Genomic DNA, 17,304 nt, shown 5'->3' with positions numbered 1-17,304 from the left:
AAAGGAGTGGTGATTGAGAGTGAGGAAAATTGCAAGTGTACTAATGGCTATCATTTTATTAGTGAGTATAGCTGGGTGCTCATCACCTAAAAAAGAAACTGCGAAGCAAGTAAAGAGTGAAAGTAAAGAGCGAATTGTTGCAACGACAGTCGCTGTTACTGAAATTATGGATGTGTTAGAAGTAGATTTAGTTGGTGTTCCAACTAGTTCTAAAACCTTACCGAGGCGATATAAAGGTTTACCTGAAGTCGGGAATCCGATGAGTCCTGATATGGAAAAAGTAAAGTCGTTAAAGCCGTCAGAAGTATTATCCGTGACAACACTTGAATATGAATTAAAGCCAGTGTTTGACGGTGTAGGTATGAAAGCAAATTTTGTGGACTTAACTAGTTTAAAAAATATGCAAAATTCCATTAGTAATTTAGGTAAGCAATATGGACGCGAAAAGCAGGCTGAAGCAGTTGTAACGAAGTTAGATAAAAAGGTTGCTAGCATTCAAAAAGAAGTAAAAGGAAAGAAAGAACCGACAGTGCTTATTTTATTAGGTGTACCGGGGAGCTATTTAGTAGCAACTGAGCATTCCTATATTGGTGATTTAGTGAAACAACTAGGTGGTAAAAATATTGTACAAGGTGAACAAGTAGAATATTTAGCTTCTAATACAGAGTATTTAAAGAAAGCTGATCCGGATATTATTTTACGAGCAGCTCATGGTATGCCTGATGAAGTTGTAAAAATGTTTGATAAAGAATTTAAAACAAATGATATTTGGAAACACTTCGCTGCAGTTAAAAATAATCGTGTTTACGATTTAGAAGAGCGTTTATTTGGAACGACAGGAAATTTAGCAGCAATCGAAGCTTTAGATGAATTGAAGAAAATGATGTATCCGTGATGCATTTTCATATAAAGGAAGAGTGAAATGAATAAAAAAACTTGGAGTTTCTTCATTGTTACTGTATTGCTTATTGTTATGACGTCATTGTCAGCGATGAAAGGGAGTTTAGAGGTTGGTATCGTTGACCTTGTACAAGGGATATTTACAGGGGCAAATGAAGATGTTGAAGTCATTAAAGATTTACGTTTCCCGCGCATTATTATTGCACTGTTCACTGGGGCGGCTCTTGCTGTTTCTGGTGTTCTTTTTCAAGCTGTAATGAAAAATCCACTTGCCGATGCTGGGGTAATCGGTATATCTTCAGGAGCAAGTTTTATGACACTTGTTATTATTACGTTATTCCCGCAATTCTTTTTCTGGACACCAGTATTCGCCTTTTTAGGTGGTGCGTTTGCGTGTTATCTCGTTTATGCCTTTTCATGGAAGTCAGGGTTAAGTCCACTTCGTATTATTTTAGTTGGTATAGCTATTAATGCGATGTTTACTGGATTAAATGAATCTTTCATTACGATTTGTGGATATTTCATTAAGAGTATTAAGCAAACGACGACTTCTAATATAACGATGAAGACGTGGGGCGATGTACAAATAATGGTTACGTATGGAACAATTGGTTTGGTTCTTGCACTGTTTGTAGGAGCTTGGTGTAATTTATTATCGCTACAAGATAAGACTGCGAAAAACTTAGGTTTGCACGTGACGAGAGTTCGTCTTATTATTTCTGCTATTGCAGTACTCTTAGCTGCAGTATCAACAGCGATTGCAGGTGTTATTGCTTTTGTAGGATTACTCGTTCCGCACATTTCAAGGCAATTAGTCGGTTCAGATCATAAAGTATTAATTCCATTTTCTGCTCTTGCAGGAGCGTTATTAATTTTGACGGCGGATACGATTGGAAGGTTAATTGTACCACCTAACGAAATTCCAGCGGCGACGATTATGGCAGTTATTGGTGGCCCATTCTTAATATTCTTGCTTAGAAAGAGTGATAAAGTTCATGGAAATTAAAAATGTAACCTTTTCATACGATAATGTAACAAATCGTTTAAAGTCTGTTAGTAGTGAAATAGAGATTGGGAAAATTACAACAATCATTGGTCCGAATGGTTGCGGAAAATCAACATTACTTGGTGTTATGTCTAGAAATCATGCTCCTAATAGTGGGGAAGTAATACTTGATGGAAAAACGATTAGTGAGTATAAACCGAAAGAGTTTGCTAGAAAGTTAGCTGTTGTCCATCAACAAAATGAGGCGCCAGCAGATATTACAGTGGAAAAACTAATAAGCTTTGGGCGTATGCCATATAAAAATGTTTTTTCTTCGCAAACTGATGAAGATAGAGAAGCAATTGAGCGTGCACTAACATGTACAAATTTGCAAAGTAAGCGTGAAAAGCCAATTCATGCTTTATCGGGCGGAGAGAGACAGCGAGTTTGGATCGCGATGACATTAGCTCAAAGTACACCAATGCTTTTCTTAGATGAACCGACAACATATTTAGATATTTATTATCAGCTAGAAATATTAGAGTTAGTGAAAGAGTTAAATGAAGTGTATGGATTAACGATTGTGATGGTACTACATGATATTAATCAAGCCATTCGTTATAGTGATCATATTATCGTTATGAAAGATGGGGAAATTGTTACGAAAGGTAATCCTAATGAGGTAATAACAGAAGAAATGGTTAAAGCAATATATGGTGTAGATGTCGTTGTAAAACAAGACGAAGATACAGGGTTATACATGGTACCAATGGGAATTTAAAGGCTGGGCATAATCCGTTTTGAGGTGATAATTTGAATAGTAAGAAAGAACGGAAAAAGAATTCTTTTTTTCAACGAATACTTACAATTGTATTTTTAGGAATCTTTTTCTATTCAATGTATGAATTGGGTGGGATTTTCATGGATTATTATGAAAATCGTAAAGTAATGGCTGAAGCGCAACATATTTATAAGAGAAGTCCAATGGAAGAAAAATCAGAAGATGGGGAAGTACGTAAACAGTTTCAAGCTCTCCAAAAAATTAATCCAGAAATAGTGGGATGGATTACGATGGATGATACACAAATCAATTATCCAATCGTTCAAGCGAAGGATAATGATTACTATTTATTTCGTAATTATAAAGGCGAGGATATGAGAGCGGGAAGTATTTTTATGGATTATCGTAATGATGTGAAATCTCAAAACCGAAATACTATTTTATATGGTCATCGTATGAAGGACGGTTCTATGTTTGGAAGTTTAAAAAAGATGTTGGATGAAGATTTCTTCATGTCCCATCGTAAATTGTATTACGATACATTATTTGAAGGATACGACGTTGAAGTTTTTTCAGTATATACGACAACGACGGACTTTTATTACATTGAAACGGATTTTGAAAGCGATGCAGCGTATACAGCATTCTTAAAGCAAATTCAAGATAAATCCCTTTACAAAACGGATACGAAATTGACGGCTAATGATGAAATTATAACACTTTCTACATGTGACTATGCACTTGATCCAGAAGCAGGAAGATTAGTCGTACATGCGAAACTAGTAAAAAGACAGTAAATAAAAAAGTATAGAATATGAGAAGTGGTAAAGCTTCTCATATTCTATACTTTAAAAAAACAGTTTTTACTGTGCTGCAGCCATTGGCATACGTACAACTTTTACATCATAGTAAGAGATTTTATTATCAAGAATATAATCTGGCATTCCGCCTTGATGGGAGTGAGCAGCTTTAAATGCTGGGCTCTTTGTCCAACCTTGGAAATCTTCTTTTGCATTCCAGCGCGTGCTAATTGTTACCTCGTCATAATCAACTGTATTTTGCGTTAGAAGAACTTCTAATCCTAAAAATCCTGGCATTGTTTCGACTTGACCTACTTTATTAAAACGATCAATTAATTTATGTCCATTTCCCTTTGTAATTTTAGCTGTATTTGTAACAATAATCATGTTTATTCCTCCTATAAGTTGTAGCCTTTATTTTCGAGAATTCATATACATTAAATGATAATGAAAATCATTATCATTGTCAATGGTAATCTTAAATTATGATAATATTTTTAATCCCGCTATTTGTTGGGCAGTAAGCCCCCCACCTCAAAATTTAGCGAAAGCGAAGAAGTTAGGTGGAGGGCGGGCTGATTAAAGTTTCACTTTATGTAGTATAATATCCTCCTGTTGACTATATATTTAACTTAGTTATATATTATGAAAATAGAATCAATCGAAAATATATAGAAGTAAAGTATGGTTTATACTTTGCTGTCGCAATACTATGAACAAGGAGGGCATTATGGTTGAATCACTTTTACTTAGTATCGTTATTATTATTACATTAGGTATTGCTTCACAATGGACTGCATGGCGCTTCCAGCTTCCTGCGATTGTTGTTATGGCAGTTGCTGGATTATTAATTGGTCCGGTTTTCGGTATTATTAATCCAAAAGAGGTGCTTGGAGATGTTTTTAGTCCACTCGTATCACTCTCTGTTGCGATTATATTGTTTGAGGGTAGTTTAAGTTTAGATATACGTGAACTGAGGGGGCTATCAAAACCAGTATTTCGTATCGTTACGTTTGGTGCGTTTATCGCGTGGATTGCTGGCTCGCTTGCAGCTCATTACGTCGCTGGATTAGATTGGGCGGTTGCATTTATTATTGGAGGACTTTTTATTGTGACAGGTCCAACGGTAATTATTCCGTTGTTACGCCAAGCGCGATTAAAACCAAGAACAGCTGCAATTTTAAAATGGGAAGGGATTATCGTTGATCCATTTGGCGCTTTGCTTGCTGTATTCGCCTTTCAAATTGTAAATTTCTTAACGAAAGAAAATGTACAATTACATACGTTGCTGTACTTCTTTGCAGGTTCATTATTTGCAATGGTACTCGGTTATGTATTTAGTATTTTTATGAGCTATATGATTTTAAAGGGAAAAGTACCAGAATATTTAAAAGCCCCAATTTTGCTAGTTACGGTACTGTTATGTTTTGGCATTGCGGATGAAGTGATGCATGAAACAGGTATGCTAGCTGTGACAGTAATGGGGATTACGCTTGCGCGGATGAAAAAATATATTTCTTCTATCGGTGATATTCGTCATTTTAACGAAAATATTTCTGTGCTACTAACGTCGACTGTTTTTATCATATTAACAGCATCCCTTCCAAGAACAACGATTATGGAGATTTTCAGCTGGCCTATTATAAGCTTCGTACTTATGATGCTATTTGTTGTACGCCCTTTATCGATTTGGATATCGACAATCGGCACAGAGTTAACAAAAGCAGAACGGGCGCTAGTTGGCTGGATTGCGCCGCGAGGTATTGTTGCATTAACGGTTTCAAGTTACTTTGCGACGGAGTTATTACAAGAAGGTTATAAAGATGCTTCTATATTAACGGCACTTACATTTGCACTCGTTATTACGACCGTTTGTGCTCATGGATTTTCAATTGGATTTTTAGCGAAAAGATTGGGATTGGCGAATACGGAGCCACCGGGAATTTTAATTTCAGGTGCGAGTACATTCTCATCTGCTTTTGCATTGCACTGTAAAGAGATGGGTATTCCGAGCTTAATTGTAGATGTATCAGAAGAGCATTTGCAATGTGCAAAGGGGAAAGGGCTTAATACATATAATGGCCAAGTACTTTCTGAACAATTACAATTTGAAGTTGATATGAATCAGTACGAATACTTAATTGCAGTTACAGATACGGATTCTTATAATGTATTAGTCGCAAATACATACGTACCGCAGTTTGGACATCATAATACATTTTTACTTCCAATCCATGATGTGGAAAAGATTGAACAAGAACGCATTTCCCTTTCGAAAAAAGCTCATTTACTGTTTGGTCAAAATGAAATTTATGAAGAATTAAATAGAAAAATTGAAGATGGTTATACGTTTAAAACGATACAAGTTGCAGAAGAACAAAAGATTAATAAAGAAGAAATCGATTCAGAGGATTTAATACTATTTATTCGCCATAGAGATGGTAGTCTTACTTTTTCAACATTGTATAAATATATAGCTGTTATGCCAGGGGATGAGCTAGTTGTACTAGCAAAGCAATAATATGGTATAGTGAAACGAGGCTGTTTTTCAGTCTCGTTTTTTAAGTGCTTCCTATAGAGAAAGCATGCAAATGGAAAGGAAGTTTTTATATGCGATCAGAAGTAACTGTAAAAATAAAACCGAAATTTATAAAAGAAATTAAAAGTGGATATCCGCTTATTTTAAAAGATGCGATTCAAAATTTAAATGATGTTCAGGAAGAAGGAACAATCATTAAAGTGGTAGATGAGAAGAACCATTTTGTCGGAAAAGGTTATTATGGAAAACAAAATAAAGGATACGGCTGGATTTTAACGAGAAAAGAGAGTGAACAAATTAATCAATCTTTCTTTGAAAGTAAAATTAAATCTGCCTTACATAAACGAAAGCAATTTTATAAATCAAGTGATACGACAGCATTCCGCGCTCTAAACGGTGAAGGTGATGGGCTTGGAGGCTTAATCATCGATTATTATGACGGCTATTATGTAGTAAGTTGGTATAGCGAAGGGATTTATACTTTCAGAGATGAGATTATAGCAGCTCTTCAAAAAGTAGCAAACTTTAAAGGCATTTATGAGAAGAAGCGTTTTGATACGAAAGGGAAATACATTGAAGGCGATGATTTCGTAGCAGGAGAGCGCGGTGAGTTCCCGCTTATCGTAAAAGAGAATGGTGTGAATTTCGCTGTTTATTTAAATGACGGAGCGATGGTTGGTGTATTTTTAGATCAGCGTAACGTGCGAAAACAAATTCGTGATAAATATGCGAAGGGAAGAACAGTGTTAAATATGTTCTCTTATACAGGTGCCTTCTCTGTATTTGCAGCGCTTGGTGGAGCGAGCAAAACGACGAGTGTCGACCTTGCAAATCGTAGTTTAAGTAAAACGATTGAGCAGTTTAGTGTAAATGAAGTTGATTATGAAGCGCAAGATATTATTGTAGAAGATGTATTCCTTTACTTTAAATATGCAGCGAAGAAAAAGATGAAGTTCGATATGGTTGTATTAGACCCTCCAAGCTTTGCGCGCTCGAAAAAATATACATTTAGTGCAGCGAAAGATTATAAAAATTTATTAAAAGAAACAATTGCCATTACAGAAAATAACGGTATTATCGTTGCTTCTACAAATTGTAGTGCATTCGATATGAAAAAGTTTAAAGGCTTTATCGATACAGCCTTTAAAGAAATGAATGGTAAATATAAAATATTAGAAGAACATTCTTTACCAGAAGATTTCCGTACCATTGATCAATTTAAAGAAGGAGACTATTTAAAAGTAGTTTTCATCGAGAAAATTAAAGGGTAATAAAGAAAAGGAGCTCGAGTTTACTTGAGCTCCTTTACTTATTGAACGATATTTTGTACTCTACCGACTTGCCCGTCCTGCAATCGAACTTTAATGCCATGCGGATGAGAAGGGGAGTTCGTTAAAATATCTTTTACAATGCCACGTGTTAATTTGCCAGTTCGTTGATCTTGTTTTAATACAATATCAACTTCAAGGCCGGGTGCGATATTAGAACGTTTTTGTCCGTTCATTTATACACCTGTACGTCTACGTTGGTTGTTTGTCTTTTTCGTTTGTTGGTTTTGTAACTTTTTTGTTTCTTGGCTTTGGTTTTTGGCATTTTGACCATTACCGTTACCTTGCTTTTTCTTTGCAAGTTGTTCGCGCATTAAATCAGCTAAGCTTACTTTTTTGTTTTCTGACATGATAAGTCTCCTTTATATAAAGTTAATTATGAACAATCGTAGTGAATTTCATCATATCATTGTTAAGGAAGGAAGGGAAGTTGGTTTGAAAATTCATATATTTGTTTCAAGTCTGTAGTAGTTACGATACAATTGAATTGTTAACGTTTGTAAAAAGGGGATAGACATATGTCACATCATATATTATTAGTTGAAGATGATCTCTCAATTCAAGAGATGGTGGAAAAGTATTTAATAAAAGAGGGCTTTCAAGTTACAATCGCGTCTGATGGAGAAGAGGGCGTGAACACATATTTAAAAGGTTCATTTGATTTGATTATCCTAGACATTATGATGCCAAAGTTAGATGGCTTAGAGGTTGTGCGAATTATTCGAGAAAAAAGTGCTGTTCCGATTTTAATGATGTCGGCAAAAGATACAGATGTTGATAAAGCTGTCGGATTAGGGCTTGGAGCAGATGATTACATTTGTAAGCCATTTTCTATGATTGAATTAGCCGCGCGTGTAAAAGCAGGAATTCGGAGATCTACGAAATATTCAGCTACAGAAACAACAGAAAAGATGATTCAAATTGGTGATTTAACGATTGATCCAATTAATTTTACTGTGGAAAAAAACGGGAAGCCTCTCAAACTTACTTTAAAAGAATTTGAGATTTTAAAACTGTTTGTAAAGAATCAAAATCGTGTATTTACGAAAGCACAAATATATACGCTAATTTGGAACGAAGAGTATTACGGTGACGATAACGTTATTAATGTTCATATGAGAAGATTGCGTGAGAAAATCGAAAGTGATCCATCTAATCCAGAATACATTAAAACGTTATGGGGTATCGGTTATAAGTTGGAAGTGATGTAATATGGTCAATTTGTTAATAGGTATTATTTTTATATTGTTATGTGTCATTTATATACAATATAAAATGAGGAAAAATAGTAGCAAAAATTTGCGATACACATATGAAAAGTTAGAAAGTATTGTTAATGAAAAAACAGGTGAGAAGTTACTTGTTATGACAGATGATCTAGAATTGCAAAAATTGTTAGTGGCAATTAACCAATTGTTAGATGCAAAACAGAAAACAAATGCAGATCATGCGAAAGTAGAAATTTCGATGAGAAAAATGCTTTCAAATATTTCACATGATTTGAAGACGCCACTAACAGTTATTCTTGGATATACAGAAATGTTAAATAAGGATAAAACGATAAATGAAGAAGAACAACAAATATTACTTGAGAAAGTGCATACGAAAACACTAGAAGTGATGGAACTAATTCATAAGTTTTTTGATCTAGCAAAGTTAGAATCTGGTGACAAGGCAATCGAGATGACAAAAGTGAATATGAATGAAGTTTGTCGAGAGAAGATTTTATCTTTTTATGATTTAGTGACGTCGAAAGGTTTTCATGTTCATATTGATATACCAGAAAGAAATATATATGCACTTGGAAATGTAGAAGTATTAGGTAGGGTATTGAACAATTTTATATCAAATGCGATTACATATGGAGACGATGGAAAGACACTTGGTATGACGTTAAGAGATGATGAAACGAATGTGTATATAGACGTATGGGATACAGGAAAAGGAATTGATGAATCGCATATTGATAAAGTGTTCGAGCGTATGTACACACTTGAAGATTCAAGAAATAGATTGTACCAAGGGAGCGGTTTAGGGTTAACGATTACGAAAAGGCTTGTGGAAGCGATGGATGGAAAAATTCATCTTTCTAGTAAGCCGTATGAAAAAACAATTTTTACAGTTGCATTAAAGAAGATGCAGTTTTAGCTTGTAGAGAAGTAGATTCTACAAGCTTTTTTGCAGCGTAAGGAATTTGTAAGAAACGGGTAAGAAAAAAGAGATTTCCGTTGTCTATTATAGAAATATAAAGTAGTGCGAAAGGGGAAAGTGACATGACCTATATTTTAAAAACGAATCAGTTAACGAAAGTGTTTAAAGGGAAAGAAGTTATTTCTAGTGTTAACATGCATGTAAAAAAAGGAGAAATATACGGTTTCTTAGGACCGAATGGTGCTGGTAAAACAACGATTATGAAAATGATTACAAATTTAATAAAACCGACGAGTGGTGATATTGAAATCTTCGGTGAGAAATTAACAGATACATCTTATGAAGTATTAAAAAGAATGGGGACAATTATTGAATATCCAATATTTTATGATAAATTAACGGCGAAAGAAAACTTAGAATTACATTGTGAATATATGGGCTATTACGATAAAAACGCAATTGACCATGCTTTACATTTAGTGAAGCTGCAAGGCATAGATAATAAAAAAGTAAAAGATTTTTCATTAGGAATGAAACAACGACTCGGTATTGCAAGGGCAATCGTAACAAAGCCAGAATTACTCATTTTAGATGAACCAATTAACGGTTTAGATCCAATTGGTATTAAAGAATTAAGAGACTTATTTAAAATGCTCTGCAAAGAATATGGCATTACATTATTAGTCTCTAGTCATATTTTAGGTGAGATGGAGCTAATGGCGGATACAATTGGTGTAATTCAAAATGGAAAACTAATAAAAGAAGTTTCAATGAAGAGTATTAACGGAAAACAAACAGAGTACATTGAAATCACTGTTCCTGATGTGAAGCGTGCAGCTTATATTTTAGAAGATAAACTTGGCATAAAAAATTATAAAATAATGAGTGGAAATATGATTCGTGTGTATGATACAGAAGTGTCTCAGCAAGCCATTTCAAAAGCGCTTATTATGAACGATGTGGAAATTGAAAGTATTAATAAGAAACATAGTTCCTTAGAGGAATATTTCTTAAATGTAATGGATGGAGAGGGCATTCATGCTTAATGGATTGTTAGTGAATCTAGTAAGTGGATTGGTCGTAATGTTCATAAGCGGGATTTTATATTATAGGAAACCAGAGCGGAAATGGTTGTTAATTCTACTAATGATAGGAATGTTAAGCGTAGTTACTGCTGGAATTAGAATGTTAGCAGCATAAAGACAGTTATATAAAGAATGGAGGAGTGGTTTTGTATGCTTAGATTAATGAAGCTCGAATGGAAGAAACATCAATTATCTAGTTACTTTAAAAGTGTAGCAATTTGTATTATAGCAATTTTCGCTGTAGTGAGCCTTATGGCATGGGGAATGAAAGCCGAGGAAGACATGCTATTCTCTGACTTCAAACAGAACATGGATTTAGCAAATATTTTTATTAGAATAACATTCATTATTTTTAGTTCGGTCATTTTATCACGTTTAGTAATTGATGAGTATAAGAATAAAACGATCCAACTATCATTTATGTATCCGCTGCAAAGAAAAATGTTAATGAGTGCGAAATTAACAATTGTTTTTTGTTTTTGTTTTGTGAGCACGATTATCGCTACTTTCATTATTAGTTTGCTCGTATATTTTGTGAGTCCAATGATGGGACTGATTGAAACACCTGCTACGATAGGCGAAATAATAGCTATCGTTCCAGGTACTATTATAAGTGCATTTATGATATCTGGTATAAGTTTAATTCCTTTATTTTTTGGAATGAGAAAGAAATCGACACCGACAACGATTACTTCGGCAGTAATAATTGGTATGCTGATTAGTGGTAACGTTGGTGCTGGAAACGGTCAAGTAAGTATGTTTGATTTTATAGCTATCCCAATCGTGCTCTGTTTATTAGGAATTTTCATTAGTTATCTATCATTTCGTAAAATCGACAAGATCGATGTGGCGTGAAGTAAGCTTAAAACAAAAACGAACTGGGGTATGAATAATGAAAAAAATGATAGTAATTGCAATAGTATTCATTACAATTGCTAGTGTAGTTTTTGGTATTAAGGTATTTCAGGGGAAAGATTTTAAGAAAGAAAAATCTTTTGAGATAAATAATATAAAAGAAATAGAAGTAGACAATGAAAACTGGAATCTTGAATTTAAAAGTACAGACGCTAATAAAATAGTAATTTCCGCTCAAGGTGAACAAGCGGATAAAGAGATAGATCCCGTCAAAATAGAAAATGACGAAAATAAAATTGTGATTAAGCAAAAACAAAAGGCAGCCAAATTTTTTAATGGTTTTACGTTTAGAAAGAAAAATAGTATATGTATAGCTATTCCGAAGAAAGAGATAGATAAAATTGTAGTAAATAATAAATCGGGTGATGTGAAAATAAGAGATCTAGTAGTGAAAAGTATCATGACGAAAGGCAAATCTGGGGATGGAATGATTGTAGGACTATCAGCCGAGAAAGGTGAATTTATATCGCAAAGTGGAGAGTTAGTTGTAAAAGATAGTTCAGTACAAGAATTAAATATAAAGTCTACGACTGGTGATAACTATATAACAAATGTAAGTAACTCAAATATGAACATCACTTCAACATCTGGGGAAGTATTGCTGAAAGATATGACAGAAGGAAAATCATTATTTATAGAAACAAAATCAGGGGATATTGGCGTACGATATAAAGGGGTTCCGACTTCTTTACAACTTACGGCTAAAAGTAATTTGACTGACGTAATAGTGGATTTAAAAGGACTTAAGAAAGATAAAAATACAGAAAAAATAAAAGTAGGAACGATTGGTGATGCAAAAAACAAAGTGGAGATTTTAAGTAAGACAGGGGTCATTTATATTGATTAAGTCTTAGGAGGAGGGAGGACTATCATGCTACGTCTTATGAAGCTAGAACTGAAGAAAATTAAACTTGGCTGGTACGTGAAGAGAGCAGTAATTGCAAATCTTGCTATACTGGCATTATTGATTTTTGTTAGCATCGTTTCTCAAATAGAGGGAGATCCAGAAATAAGAGATCCGCAGGCCATTTTGTTAATGGCTAGCACAATAGTAAGAGCAACATTTATTATTTTTGGTAGTGTATTAATCGCAAGGTTAATAATTGGCGAATATAAAAATAAAACAATACTACTTATGTTTTCTTATCCTATTAACCGAAAGAAAATGATGGCTAGTAAGTTGGCTATTACAGCGATAGTAACATTTATAACAGTTATTGTATCTAACATTTTAGTAGTAGGAATTTTCTTTGGGATAGATAGTTATTTTTCAATTCTTCCTCATTCATTCACAGTAGATCAATTGATGCAAGAAGGAATAAAACTAGTTCCTTTAGCCATTGCAACTGCGGGAATGAGTTTAATCCCATTATATTTCGGAATGCGTAAACGTTCCGTGCCAACTACAATTGTTTCATCTCTTATCGTTGTCGCAATTGCAATGAATAGCAATCCAGAGTTTTCTACAGCAACTTTTCTTCCCCTTCAACTAGCACTTGCAGCAATTGGAGTGGTGATTGCATATTACGGAATTAAAAATATAGAGAGGGAAGATGCATTATAAAGTTTCACATGAAACAAGTTACAGAAACAGACAAGATGTGTAAACACCTTGTCTGTTTCTGTTGTTACATTTTAGGTGCTTCCATTCCAGCGGCAGCCCATTCTTCTTTTGCGGGGCCATATACGCCAGGGACTGTTAAGCCAGCTTGCCTCATTAATACCGTCATTTGTCCGCGGTGGTGATTTTGATGATTAATCAGTGTCATTAAAAATATAGAATTTGGCATAGGACGACCAAAGAAGTCATTAATAGTTGCTAAATCTTTATCAGCCCATTTACTTTGAAGTGCTTCAACAAAAGCTGTATTCACTTTACGATATCCATCTGCAATTGTTTTTGCTGAAGTTGGAACAGGATAATCTTTCGTTTCTCCTTCAAACTTAAGCCCAGTACCAGATAGTATAACAGGAATTGCCGTCACGATATGCCAAGCAACTCTGCCTAACGTCCAATGCTCAGGTGCAATTTCTTGTGATAAAGATGCATCGGTTAATGAATCAAGCATTTTCTGAGTAGACGCAGCCTCGTATGTCCATGATTGCAAGAAGCCTTCAATTGTTTGGTACATTATTGTTATCCCCCCTATTTATGTTCATACATTAAATTCGAGAGAAGTGATGCATTCCCTTTTAATAGAAAAGCTTTCGTTAAATATTGCTACATTATAAAAATAATTAGAAAATATTTATAAAAGTGTCAGAAAAACAATCTTTTTATTCGTATATGTAATGAATAGAGAAATGGAAGTGAATTTCTGTATATAAAGTATAAAAATGATAAGGAATACGTATTGTTAGGGAATGCTGATGATTACAGAGGGCTATTTCAAATAATAGGTGGATTGAAAGTAGCGAACGGAATAGAACTAAAATTACAAGATAAGGAATTAAAGAGAAAGTTAACTTTAAAACGAAGTGTGTTCAATATAATCATGTATTCACTTGTTATATATTTTATGTACAAAGCTTATATTAATTTTATCCCGTATTAACGGGCAGTAAAACTCCCGTCTCAAAACTCGGCTAGATTGAAGAATTTAGATGGAAGTCAGGTTGCCTGTAAAAGTCTAATTATAGTTTCACTCTATGCCATAATAGAAAAACCAGCTTCATATATGAAGCTGGTTTTTAATTAACCTTCTTTTCACTCTTCCTCATCAAACATGAGAAATAAGGTGCTCCAATTACAGCAACGACAAGGCTGGAAGGGATTTCTTTCGGATATGCAATCGTCCCAATACAAAGTGAAATGTGTATAGTTAATAATCTGTGGAGATGAGGCGAAAGTACAAGCAAAAGGAGAGCAAATTGCATGTAATAATTACTAGAATCTATGGAATGTATCTGTGTTTATCCTATTAAGTAAATTATTTCTTTGTTAGTTAGATAGGTGTTTTTTAACTAGATGATTTTACTTAAAAGATCGAAGTAAAGGAAGTGATCAACATGTCTTCATGGAGAAATAATATAAATGGATATTGTAGTTGTAATAATCAAAATGGTGTACATGTTGATTCGTGTTGTTTTAGTTGCGATGGGACAGTGCCTAAGCTAGGCCCAACCGGTCCGACGGGAGCAACAGGTCCAACGGGAGCAACGGGAGCGACAGGAATAACAGGAGCAACAGGAATAACAGGAGCAATAGGAATAACAGGAGCAACGGGAGCGACAGGAATAACGGGAGCAACAGGTCCAACTGGAGTAACCGGTTCAACCGGAGCGACAGGAATAACGGGAATAACGGGAATAACGGGAATAACGGGAGCAACAGGTCCAACGGGAGCAACAGGTCCAACGGGAGCAACGGGAGCAACGGGAGCAACGGGAGCAACAGGAATAACAGGAGCAACGGGAGCGACAGGAATAACGGGAGCGACAGGAGCAACGGGAGCAACAGGTCCAACCGGAGCAACAGGTCCAACCGGAGCTACAGGTACAAGTATCACGGCGACGTATGCATTTGCAAATAATACGTCGGGAACAGCGATATCGGTACTTCTTGGTGGAACGAATGTCCCGCTTCCGAATAATCAAAACATCGGTCCAGGAATTACTGTTTCTGGTGGAAATACAGTATTTACGGTTGCAAATGCTGGGAATTATTATATTTCATATACAATTAATATAACGGCTTCGTTATTAGTCAGTTCACGGATTACAATTAATGGAGCACCACTTGCTGGGACGATCAATTCTCCTGCGTTAGCAACTACATCATTTAGCGCAACAATTATTACAACTCTTGCAGCAGGAGATGCTATTAGTTTGCAACTATTTGGTTTGTTAGCTGTTGCAACATTATCAACAACTACACCAGGAGCTGTGTTAACGATAATAAGATTAAGCTAAATAATAACTCTCTTATTTTTTTATAGATTAGGAGAGTTTGTACATATAATAAGAAGTTAATGGAGTGAAGCATAGTTATATAAAAGTCAGAATATTATGATTGTAACGTTATGGTGACTATAATATAATGAAAACAACCTCATGAATGAACATTCATTTATTTTTATGTATTTGAAGGGGGAATGAAGGTGGAAAAACCATGGTTGAAAAATTATCCAGAGGAAATTCCAAGTACAATTTCTTATGATATTCAGCCGCTTCATAAATATGTAGAACAGATGGCTTCTCGCTACCCAGAAAAGAAAGCGCTTCACTTTTTAGGGAAGGATATTACATTTTCAGACTTTCATGATAAGGTGAAGAGATTTGCAAATTATCTTCAAAAGCTCGGTGTGGAAAAGGGTGATCGAGTTGCCATTATGTTGCCGAATTGTCCGCAAGCTGTAATCGGTTATTACGGTACATTACTTGCGGGAGGTATCGTAGTCCAAACAAATCCATTATATACAGAAAGAGAATTAGAATATCAACTTCATGACTCGGGAGCAAAAGTCATTCTTTGCCTCGATTTAGTGTTCCCAAGAGTAACGAATGTTCAATCTGCTACAAAAATTGAGCATATTATCGTAACTCGTATTGCGGACTTTTTGCCCTTCCCTAAAAATCTATTGTATCCATTTGTGCAGAAAAAACAGTCAAATTTAGTTGTGAAAGTATCAGAGAGTGAAACGATTCACCTTTGGAACTCAGTAGAAAAAGAAGTGAATACGGATGTTGAGGTGCCTTGTGATCCTGAAAATGATTTAGCTCTTTTACAGTACACAGGAGGAACAACTGGATTTCCGAAAGGCGTTATGTTAACGCATAAAAACCTCGTTTCTAACACTTTGATGGGAGTTCAATGGTTATATAATTGCAAAGAAGGAGAAGAAGTCGTTCTTGGGGTTCTTCCATTTTTCCACGTGTATGGCATGACGGCTGTCATGAATTTAAGTATTATGCAAGGATACAAAATGGTTCTTATTCCAAAATTTGATATGAAAATGGTTTTTGAAGCGATTAAGAAGCATAAAGTGACATTGTTTCCAGGAGCACCAACTATTTATATCGCTCTTTTAAATAGCCCGCTTTTAAAAGAATACGATATTTCGTCTATTCGTGCTTGTATTAGTGGATCAGCACCACTACCAGTAGAAGTACAGGAAAAGTTCGAAACAGTTACAGGGGGTAAACTCGTAGAGGGATATGGTTTAACAGAATCATCTCCAGTTACACATAGTAATTTTTTATGGGAAAAGCGAGTGCCAGGTAGCATTGGAGTTCCGTGGCCAGATACAGAAGCAATGATTATGTCGCTTGAAACTGGTGAGGCATTACCACCGGGAGAAATCGGTGAAATTGTAGTAAAAGGTCCTCAAATTATGAAAGGATATTGGAATAAGCCAGAAGAAACAGCAGCTGTACTGCAAGATGGATGGCTCCATACAGGGGACGTTGGCTACATGGATGAAGATGGCTTTTTCTATGTGAAAGATCGTAAGAAAGATATGATTGTTGCGAGTGGATTTAATGTGTATCCTCGTGAAGTAGAAGAAGTATTATATGAGCATGAAAAAGTGCAAGAAGTAGTGACGATTGGAGTTCCCGATCCGTATAGGGGAGAGACAGTTAAAGCGTTTGTTGTGTTAAAAGAAGGTACAGAGTGTTCTGAGGAAGAATTAAATCAGTTTGCTCGTAAATATTTAGCGGCCTATAAAGTTCCGAAAGTATATGAGTTTAGAGATGAACTGCCGAAAACGACAGTTGGGAAAATTTTGCGCCGTGTCCTAATTGAGGAAGAGAAAAGAAAGAATGAGGATGAGCAAACGGGCTAAGGCCCTTTCTTTTTGAAAAAATGGGATTGACACT

19 protein-coding genes and 2 pseudogenes are annotated in these 17,304 nt (G+C 35.2%); 16 read left to right on the top strand and 5 right to left on the bottom strand.

Features of this window, described 5'->3' with window-relative positions; genetic code table 11:
- Positions 1-13 precede the first annotated feature (13 nt).
- From isdE to srtB, 4 genes are read left to right on the top strand one after another with little or no spacing between them, the layout of a single operon-like run.
- Positions 14-895: a heme ABC transporter substrate-binding protein IsdE gene (gene isdE / locus ACTFR9_RS15140; protein ID WP_048557708.1), complete on the top strand. Its 882-nt coding sequence runs from the start codon at positions 14-16 to the stop codon at positions 893-895.
- Positions 896-922: 27 nt separating this feature from the next.
- The gene (locus tag ACTFR9_RS15135; protein ID WP_229136254.1) at positions 923-1,906 is read left to right on the top strand and encodes a FecCD family ABC transporter permease; all 984 of its coding nucleotides are present in this window, start codon (positions 923-925) and stop codon (positions 1,904-1,906) included.
- Positions 1,896-2,666 carry an ABC transporter ATP-binding protein gene (locus tag ACTFR9_RS15130; protein ID WP_000403755.1) on the top strand — a complete coding sequence of 257 codons (771 nt, stop codon included), beginning with the start codon at positions 1,896-1,898 and terminating at the stop codon, positions 2,664-2,666. The genes ACTFR9_RS15135 and ACTFR9_RS15130 overlap by 11 nt, the downstream gene beginning before the upstream one ends.
- A 32-nt stretch (positions 2,667-2,698) precedes the next feature.
- Positions 2,699-3,463: a class B sortase gene (gene srtB / locus ACTFR9_RS15125; RefSeq protein WP_001086113.1), complete on the top strand. Its 765-nt coding sequence runs from the start codon at positions 2,699-2,701 to the stop codon at positions 3,461-3,463.
- Positions 3,464-3,529: 66 nt separating this feature from the next.
- On the opposite strand, the gene isdG is transcribed toward srtB, so the two are convergent.
- Complete coding sequence (gene isdG, locus ACTFR9_RS15120; protein WP_000587815.1) at positions 3,530-3,853, bottom strand: heme oxygenase; 324 nt, start codon at positions 3,851-3,853, stop codon at positions 3,530-3,532.
- A 343-nt stretch (positions 3,854-4,196) separates the two neighbouring features.
- Between isdG and ACTFR9_RS15115 the strand changes: the two genes are divergently transcribed.
- Entirely contained in the window at positions 4,197-5,987 is a 1,791-nt protein-coding gene (locus ACTFR9_RS15115; RefSeq protein WP_000230340.1) for a cation:proton antiporter, read from the top strand.
- An 89-nt stretch (positions 5,988-6,076) separates the two neighbouring features.
- The gene (locus ACTFR9_RS15110) at positions 6,077-7,276 is read left to right on the top strand and encodes a class I SAM-dependent rRNA methyltransferase (protein WP_001255958.1); all 1,200 of its coding nucleotides are present in this window, start codon (positions 6,077-6,079) and stop codon (positions 7,274-7,276) included.
- A gap of 38 nt (positions 7,277-7,314) precedes the next feature.
- Here the strand turns inward: ACTFR9_RS15110 and ACTFR9_RS15105 are convergent, their stop codons facing one another.
- Together ACTFR9_RS15105 and ACTFR9_RS15100 are read right to left on the bottom strand one after the other, a co-directional pair.
- Positions 7,315-7,509 carry a YwbE family protein gene (locus ACTFR9_RS15105; RefSeq protein ID WP_001014310.1) on the bottom strand — a complete coding sequence of 65 codons (195 nt, stop codon included), beginning with the start codon at positions 7,507-7,509 and terminating at the stop codon, positions 7,315-7,317.
- Entirely contained in the window at positions 7,510-7,683 is a 174-nt protein-coding gene (locus ACTFR9_RS15100; RefSeq protein ID WP_001293578.1) for a hypothetical protein, read from the bottom strand.
- A 168-nt stretch (positions 7,684-7,851) separates the two neighbouring features.
- Between ACTFR9_RS15100 and ACTFR9_RS15095 the strand changes: the two genes are divergently transcribed.
- From ACTFR9_RS15095 to ACTFR9_RS15065, 7 genes are all read left to right on the top strand, one after another.
- A complete protein-coding gene (locus tag ACTFR9_RS15095) occupies positions 7,852-8,544 on the top strand; it encodes a response regulator transcription factor (protein ID WP_000018056.1) in 693 nt (230 codons plus the stop codon).
- 1 nt (position 8,545) lies between these two features.
- A complete protein-coding gene (locus tag ACTFR9_RS15090; RefSeq protein ID WP_000247662.1) occupies positions 8,546-9,481 on the top strand; it encodes a HAMP domain-containing histidine kinase in 936 nt (311 codons plus the stop codon).
- A 125-nt stretch (positions 9,482-9,606) separates the two neighbouring features.
- Positions 9,607-10,530, top strand: a complete 924-nt coding sequence (locus ACTFR9_RS15085) for an ABC transporter ATP-binding protein (protein ID WP_000221085.1) — start codon at positions 9,607-9,609, stop codon at positions 10,528-10,530.
- Positions 10,523-10,684, top strand: a complete 162-nt coding sequence (locus ACTFR9_RS15080; protein WP_000931773.1) for a hypothetical protein — start codon at positions 10,523-10,525, stop codon at positions 10,682-10,684. The genes ACTFR9_RS15085 and ACTFR9_RS15080 overlap by 8 nt, the downstream gene beginning before the upstream one ends.
- Positions 10,685-10,719: 35 nt before the next feature.
- A complete protein-coding gene (locus ACTFR9_RS15075) occupies positions 10,720-11,424 on the top strand; it encodes an ABC transporter permease (protein WP_229136253.1) in 705 nt (234 codons plus the stop codon).
- A gap of 37 nt (positions 11,425-11,461) precedes the next feature.
- Positions 11,462-12,331 carry a DUF4097 family beta strand repeat-containing protein gene (locus tag ACTFR9_RS15070; protein ID WP_076856093.1) on the top strand — a complete coding sequence of 290 codons (870 nt, stop codon included), beginning with the start codon at positions 11,462-11,464 and terminating at the stop codon, positions 12,329-12,331.
- Between the two features lie 24 nt (positions 12,332-12,355).
- Positions 12,356-13,048 carry an ABC transporter permease gene (locus ACTFR9_RS15065; RefSeq protein ID WP_076856094.1) on the top strand — a complete coding sequence of 231 codons (693 nt, stop codon included), beginning with the start codon at positions 12,356-12,358 and terminating at the stop codon, positions 13,046-13,048.
- Between the two features lie 64 nt (positions 13,049-13,112).
- On the opposite strand, the gene ACTFR9_RS15060 is transcribed toward ACTFR9_RS15065, so the two are convergent.
- Positions 13,113-13,616, bottom strand: a complete 504-nt coding sequence (locus ACTFR9_RS15060) for a DinB family protein (protein ID WP_000284962.1) — start codon at positions 13,614-13,616, stop codon at positions 13,113-13,115.
- Between the two features lie 168 nt (positions 13,617-13,784).
- Here ACTFR9_RS15060 and ACTFR9_RS15055 point away from each other — a divergent pair.
- Positions 13,785-14,039 (top strand): annotated as a pseudogene (locus ACTFR9_RS15055) (septation ring formation regulator EzrA); the annotation flags it as partial.
- 136 nt (positions 14,040-14,175) lie between these two features.
- Here the strand turns inward: ACTFR9_RS15055 and ACTFR9_RS15050 are convergent.
- Positions 14,176-14,280: pseudogene (locus tag ACTFR9_RS15050) on the bottom strand (iron ABC transporter permease); the annotation flags it as partial.
- 213 nt (positions 14,281-14,493) lie between these two features.
- Between ACTFR9_RS15050 and ACTFR9_RS15045 the strand changes: the two are divergent.
- Positions 14,494-15,396, top strand: a complete 903-nt coding sequence (locus ACTFR9_RS15045) for a BclA C-terminal domain-containing protein (RefSeq protein ID WP_229136252.1) — start codon at positions 14,494-14,496, stop codon at positions 15,394-15,396.
- A gap of 188 nt (positions 15,397-15,584) precedes the next feature.
- Positions 15,585-17,270: a long-chain-fatty-acid--CoA ligase gene (locus tag ACTFR9_RS15040; RefSeq protein WP_000414715.1), complete on the top strand. Its 1,686-nt coding sequence runs from the start codon at positions 15,585-15,587 to the stop codon at positions 17,268-17,270.
- The last annotated feature ends 34 nt before the right edge of the window (positions 17,271-17,304 follow it).

The organism is Bacillus cereus group sp. MYBK222-1 (assembly GCF_051916425.1).
Taxonomy (GTDB): Bacteria; Bacillota; Bacilli; order Bacillales; family Bacillaceae_G; genus Bacillus_A; species Bacillus_A paranthracis.
This window is presented reverse-complemented; position numbering and strand designations above follow the sequence as displayed.

Bases quoted from the DNA above. Each gene is read 5' to 3' on its own strand.
- ACTFR9_RS15135 (WP_229136254.1), top strand. From the start codon at position 923: ATGAATAAAAAAACTTGGAGTTTCTTCATTGTTACTGTATTGCTTATT.
- ACTFR9_RS15130 (WP_000403755.1), top strand. From the start codon at position 1,896: ATGGAAATTAAAAATGTAACCTTTTCATACGATAATGTAACAAATCGT.
- isdG (WP_000587815.1), bottom strand. From the start codon at position 3,853: ATGATTATTGTTACAAATACAGCTAAAATTACAAAGGGAAATGGACAT.
- ACTFR9_RS15115 (WP_000230340.1), top strand. From the start codon at position 4,197: ATGGTTGAATCACTTTTACTTAGTATCGTTATTATTATTACATTAGGT.
- ACTFR9_RS15110 (WP_001255958.1), top strand. From the start codon at position 6,077: ATGCGATCAGAAGTAACTGTAAAAATAAAACCGAAATTTATAAAAGAA.
- ACTFR9_RS15105 (WP_001014310.1), bottom strand. From the start codon at position 7,509: ATGAACGGACAAAAACGTTCTAATATCGCACCCGGCCTTGAAGTTGAT.
- ACTFR9_RS15100 (WP_001293578.1), bottom strand. From the start codon at position 7,683: ATGTCAGAAAACAAAAAAGTAAGCTTAGCTGATTTAATGCGCGAACAA.
- ACTFR9_RS15095 (WP_000018056.1), top strand. From the start codon at position 7,852: ATGTCACATCATATATTATTAGTTGAAGATGATCTCTCAATTCAAGAG.
- ACTFR9_RS15090 (WP_000247662.1), top strand. From the start codon at position 8,546: ATGGTCAATTTGTTAATAGGTATTATTTTTATATTGTTATGTGTCATT.
- ACTFR9_RS15085 (WP_000221085.1), top strand. From the start codon at position 9,607: ATGACCTATATTTTAAAAACGAATCAGTTAACGAAAGTGTTTAAAGGG.
- ACTFR9_RS15080 (WP_000931773.1), top strand. From the start codon at position 10,523: ATGCTTAATGGATTGTTAGTGAATCTAGTAAGTGGATTGGTCGTAATG.
- ACTFR9_RS15075 (WP_229136253.1), top strand. From the start codon at position 10,720: ATGCTTAGATTAATGAAGCTCGAATGGAAGAAACATCAATTATCTAGT.
- ACTFR9_RS15070 (WP_076856093.1), top strand. From the start codon at position 11,462: ATGAAAAAAATGATAGTAATTGCAATAGTATTCATTACAATTGCTAGT.
- ACTFR9_RS15065 (WP_076856094.1), top strand. From the start codon at position 12,356: ATGCTACGTCTTATGAAGCTAGAACTGAAGAAAATTAAACTTGGCTGG.
- ACTFR9_RS15060 (WP_000284962.1), bottom strand. From the start codon at position 13,616: ATGTACCAAACAATTGAAGGCTTCTTGCAATCATGGACATACGAGGCT.
- ACTFR9_RS15045 (WP_229136252.1), top strand. From the start codon at position 14,494: ATGTCTTCATGGAGAAATAATATAAATGGATATTGTAGTTGTAATAAT.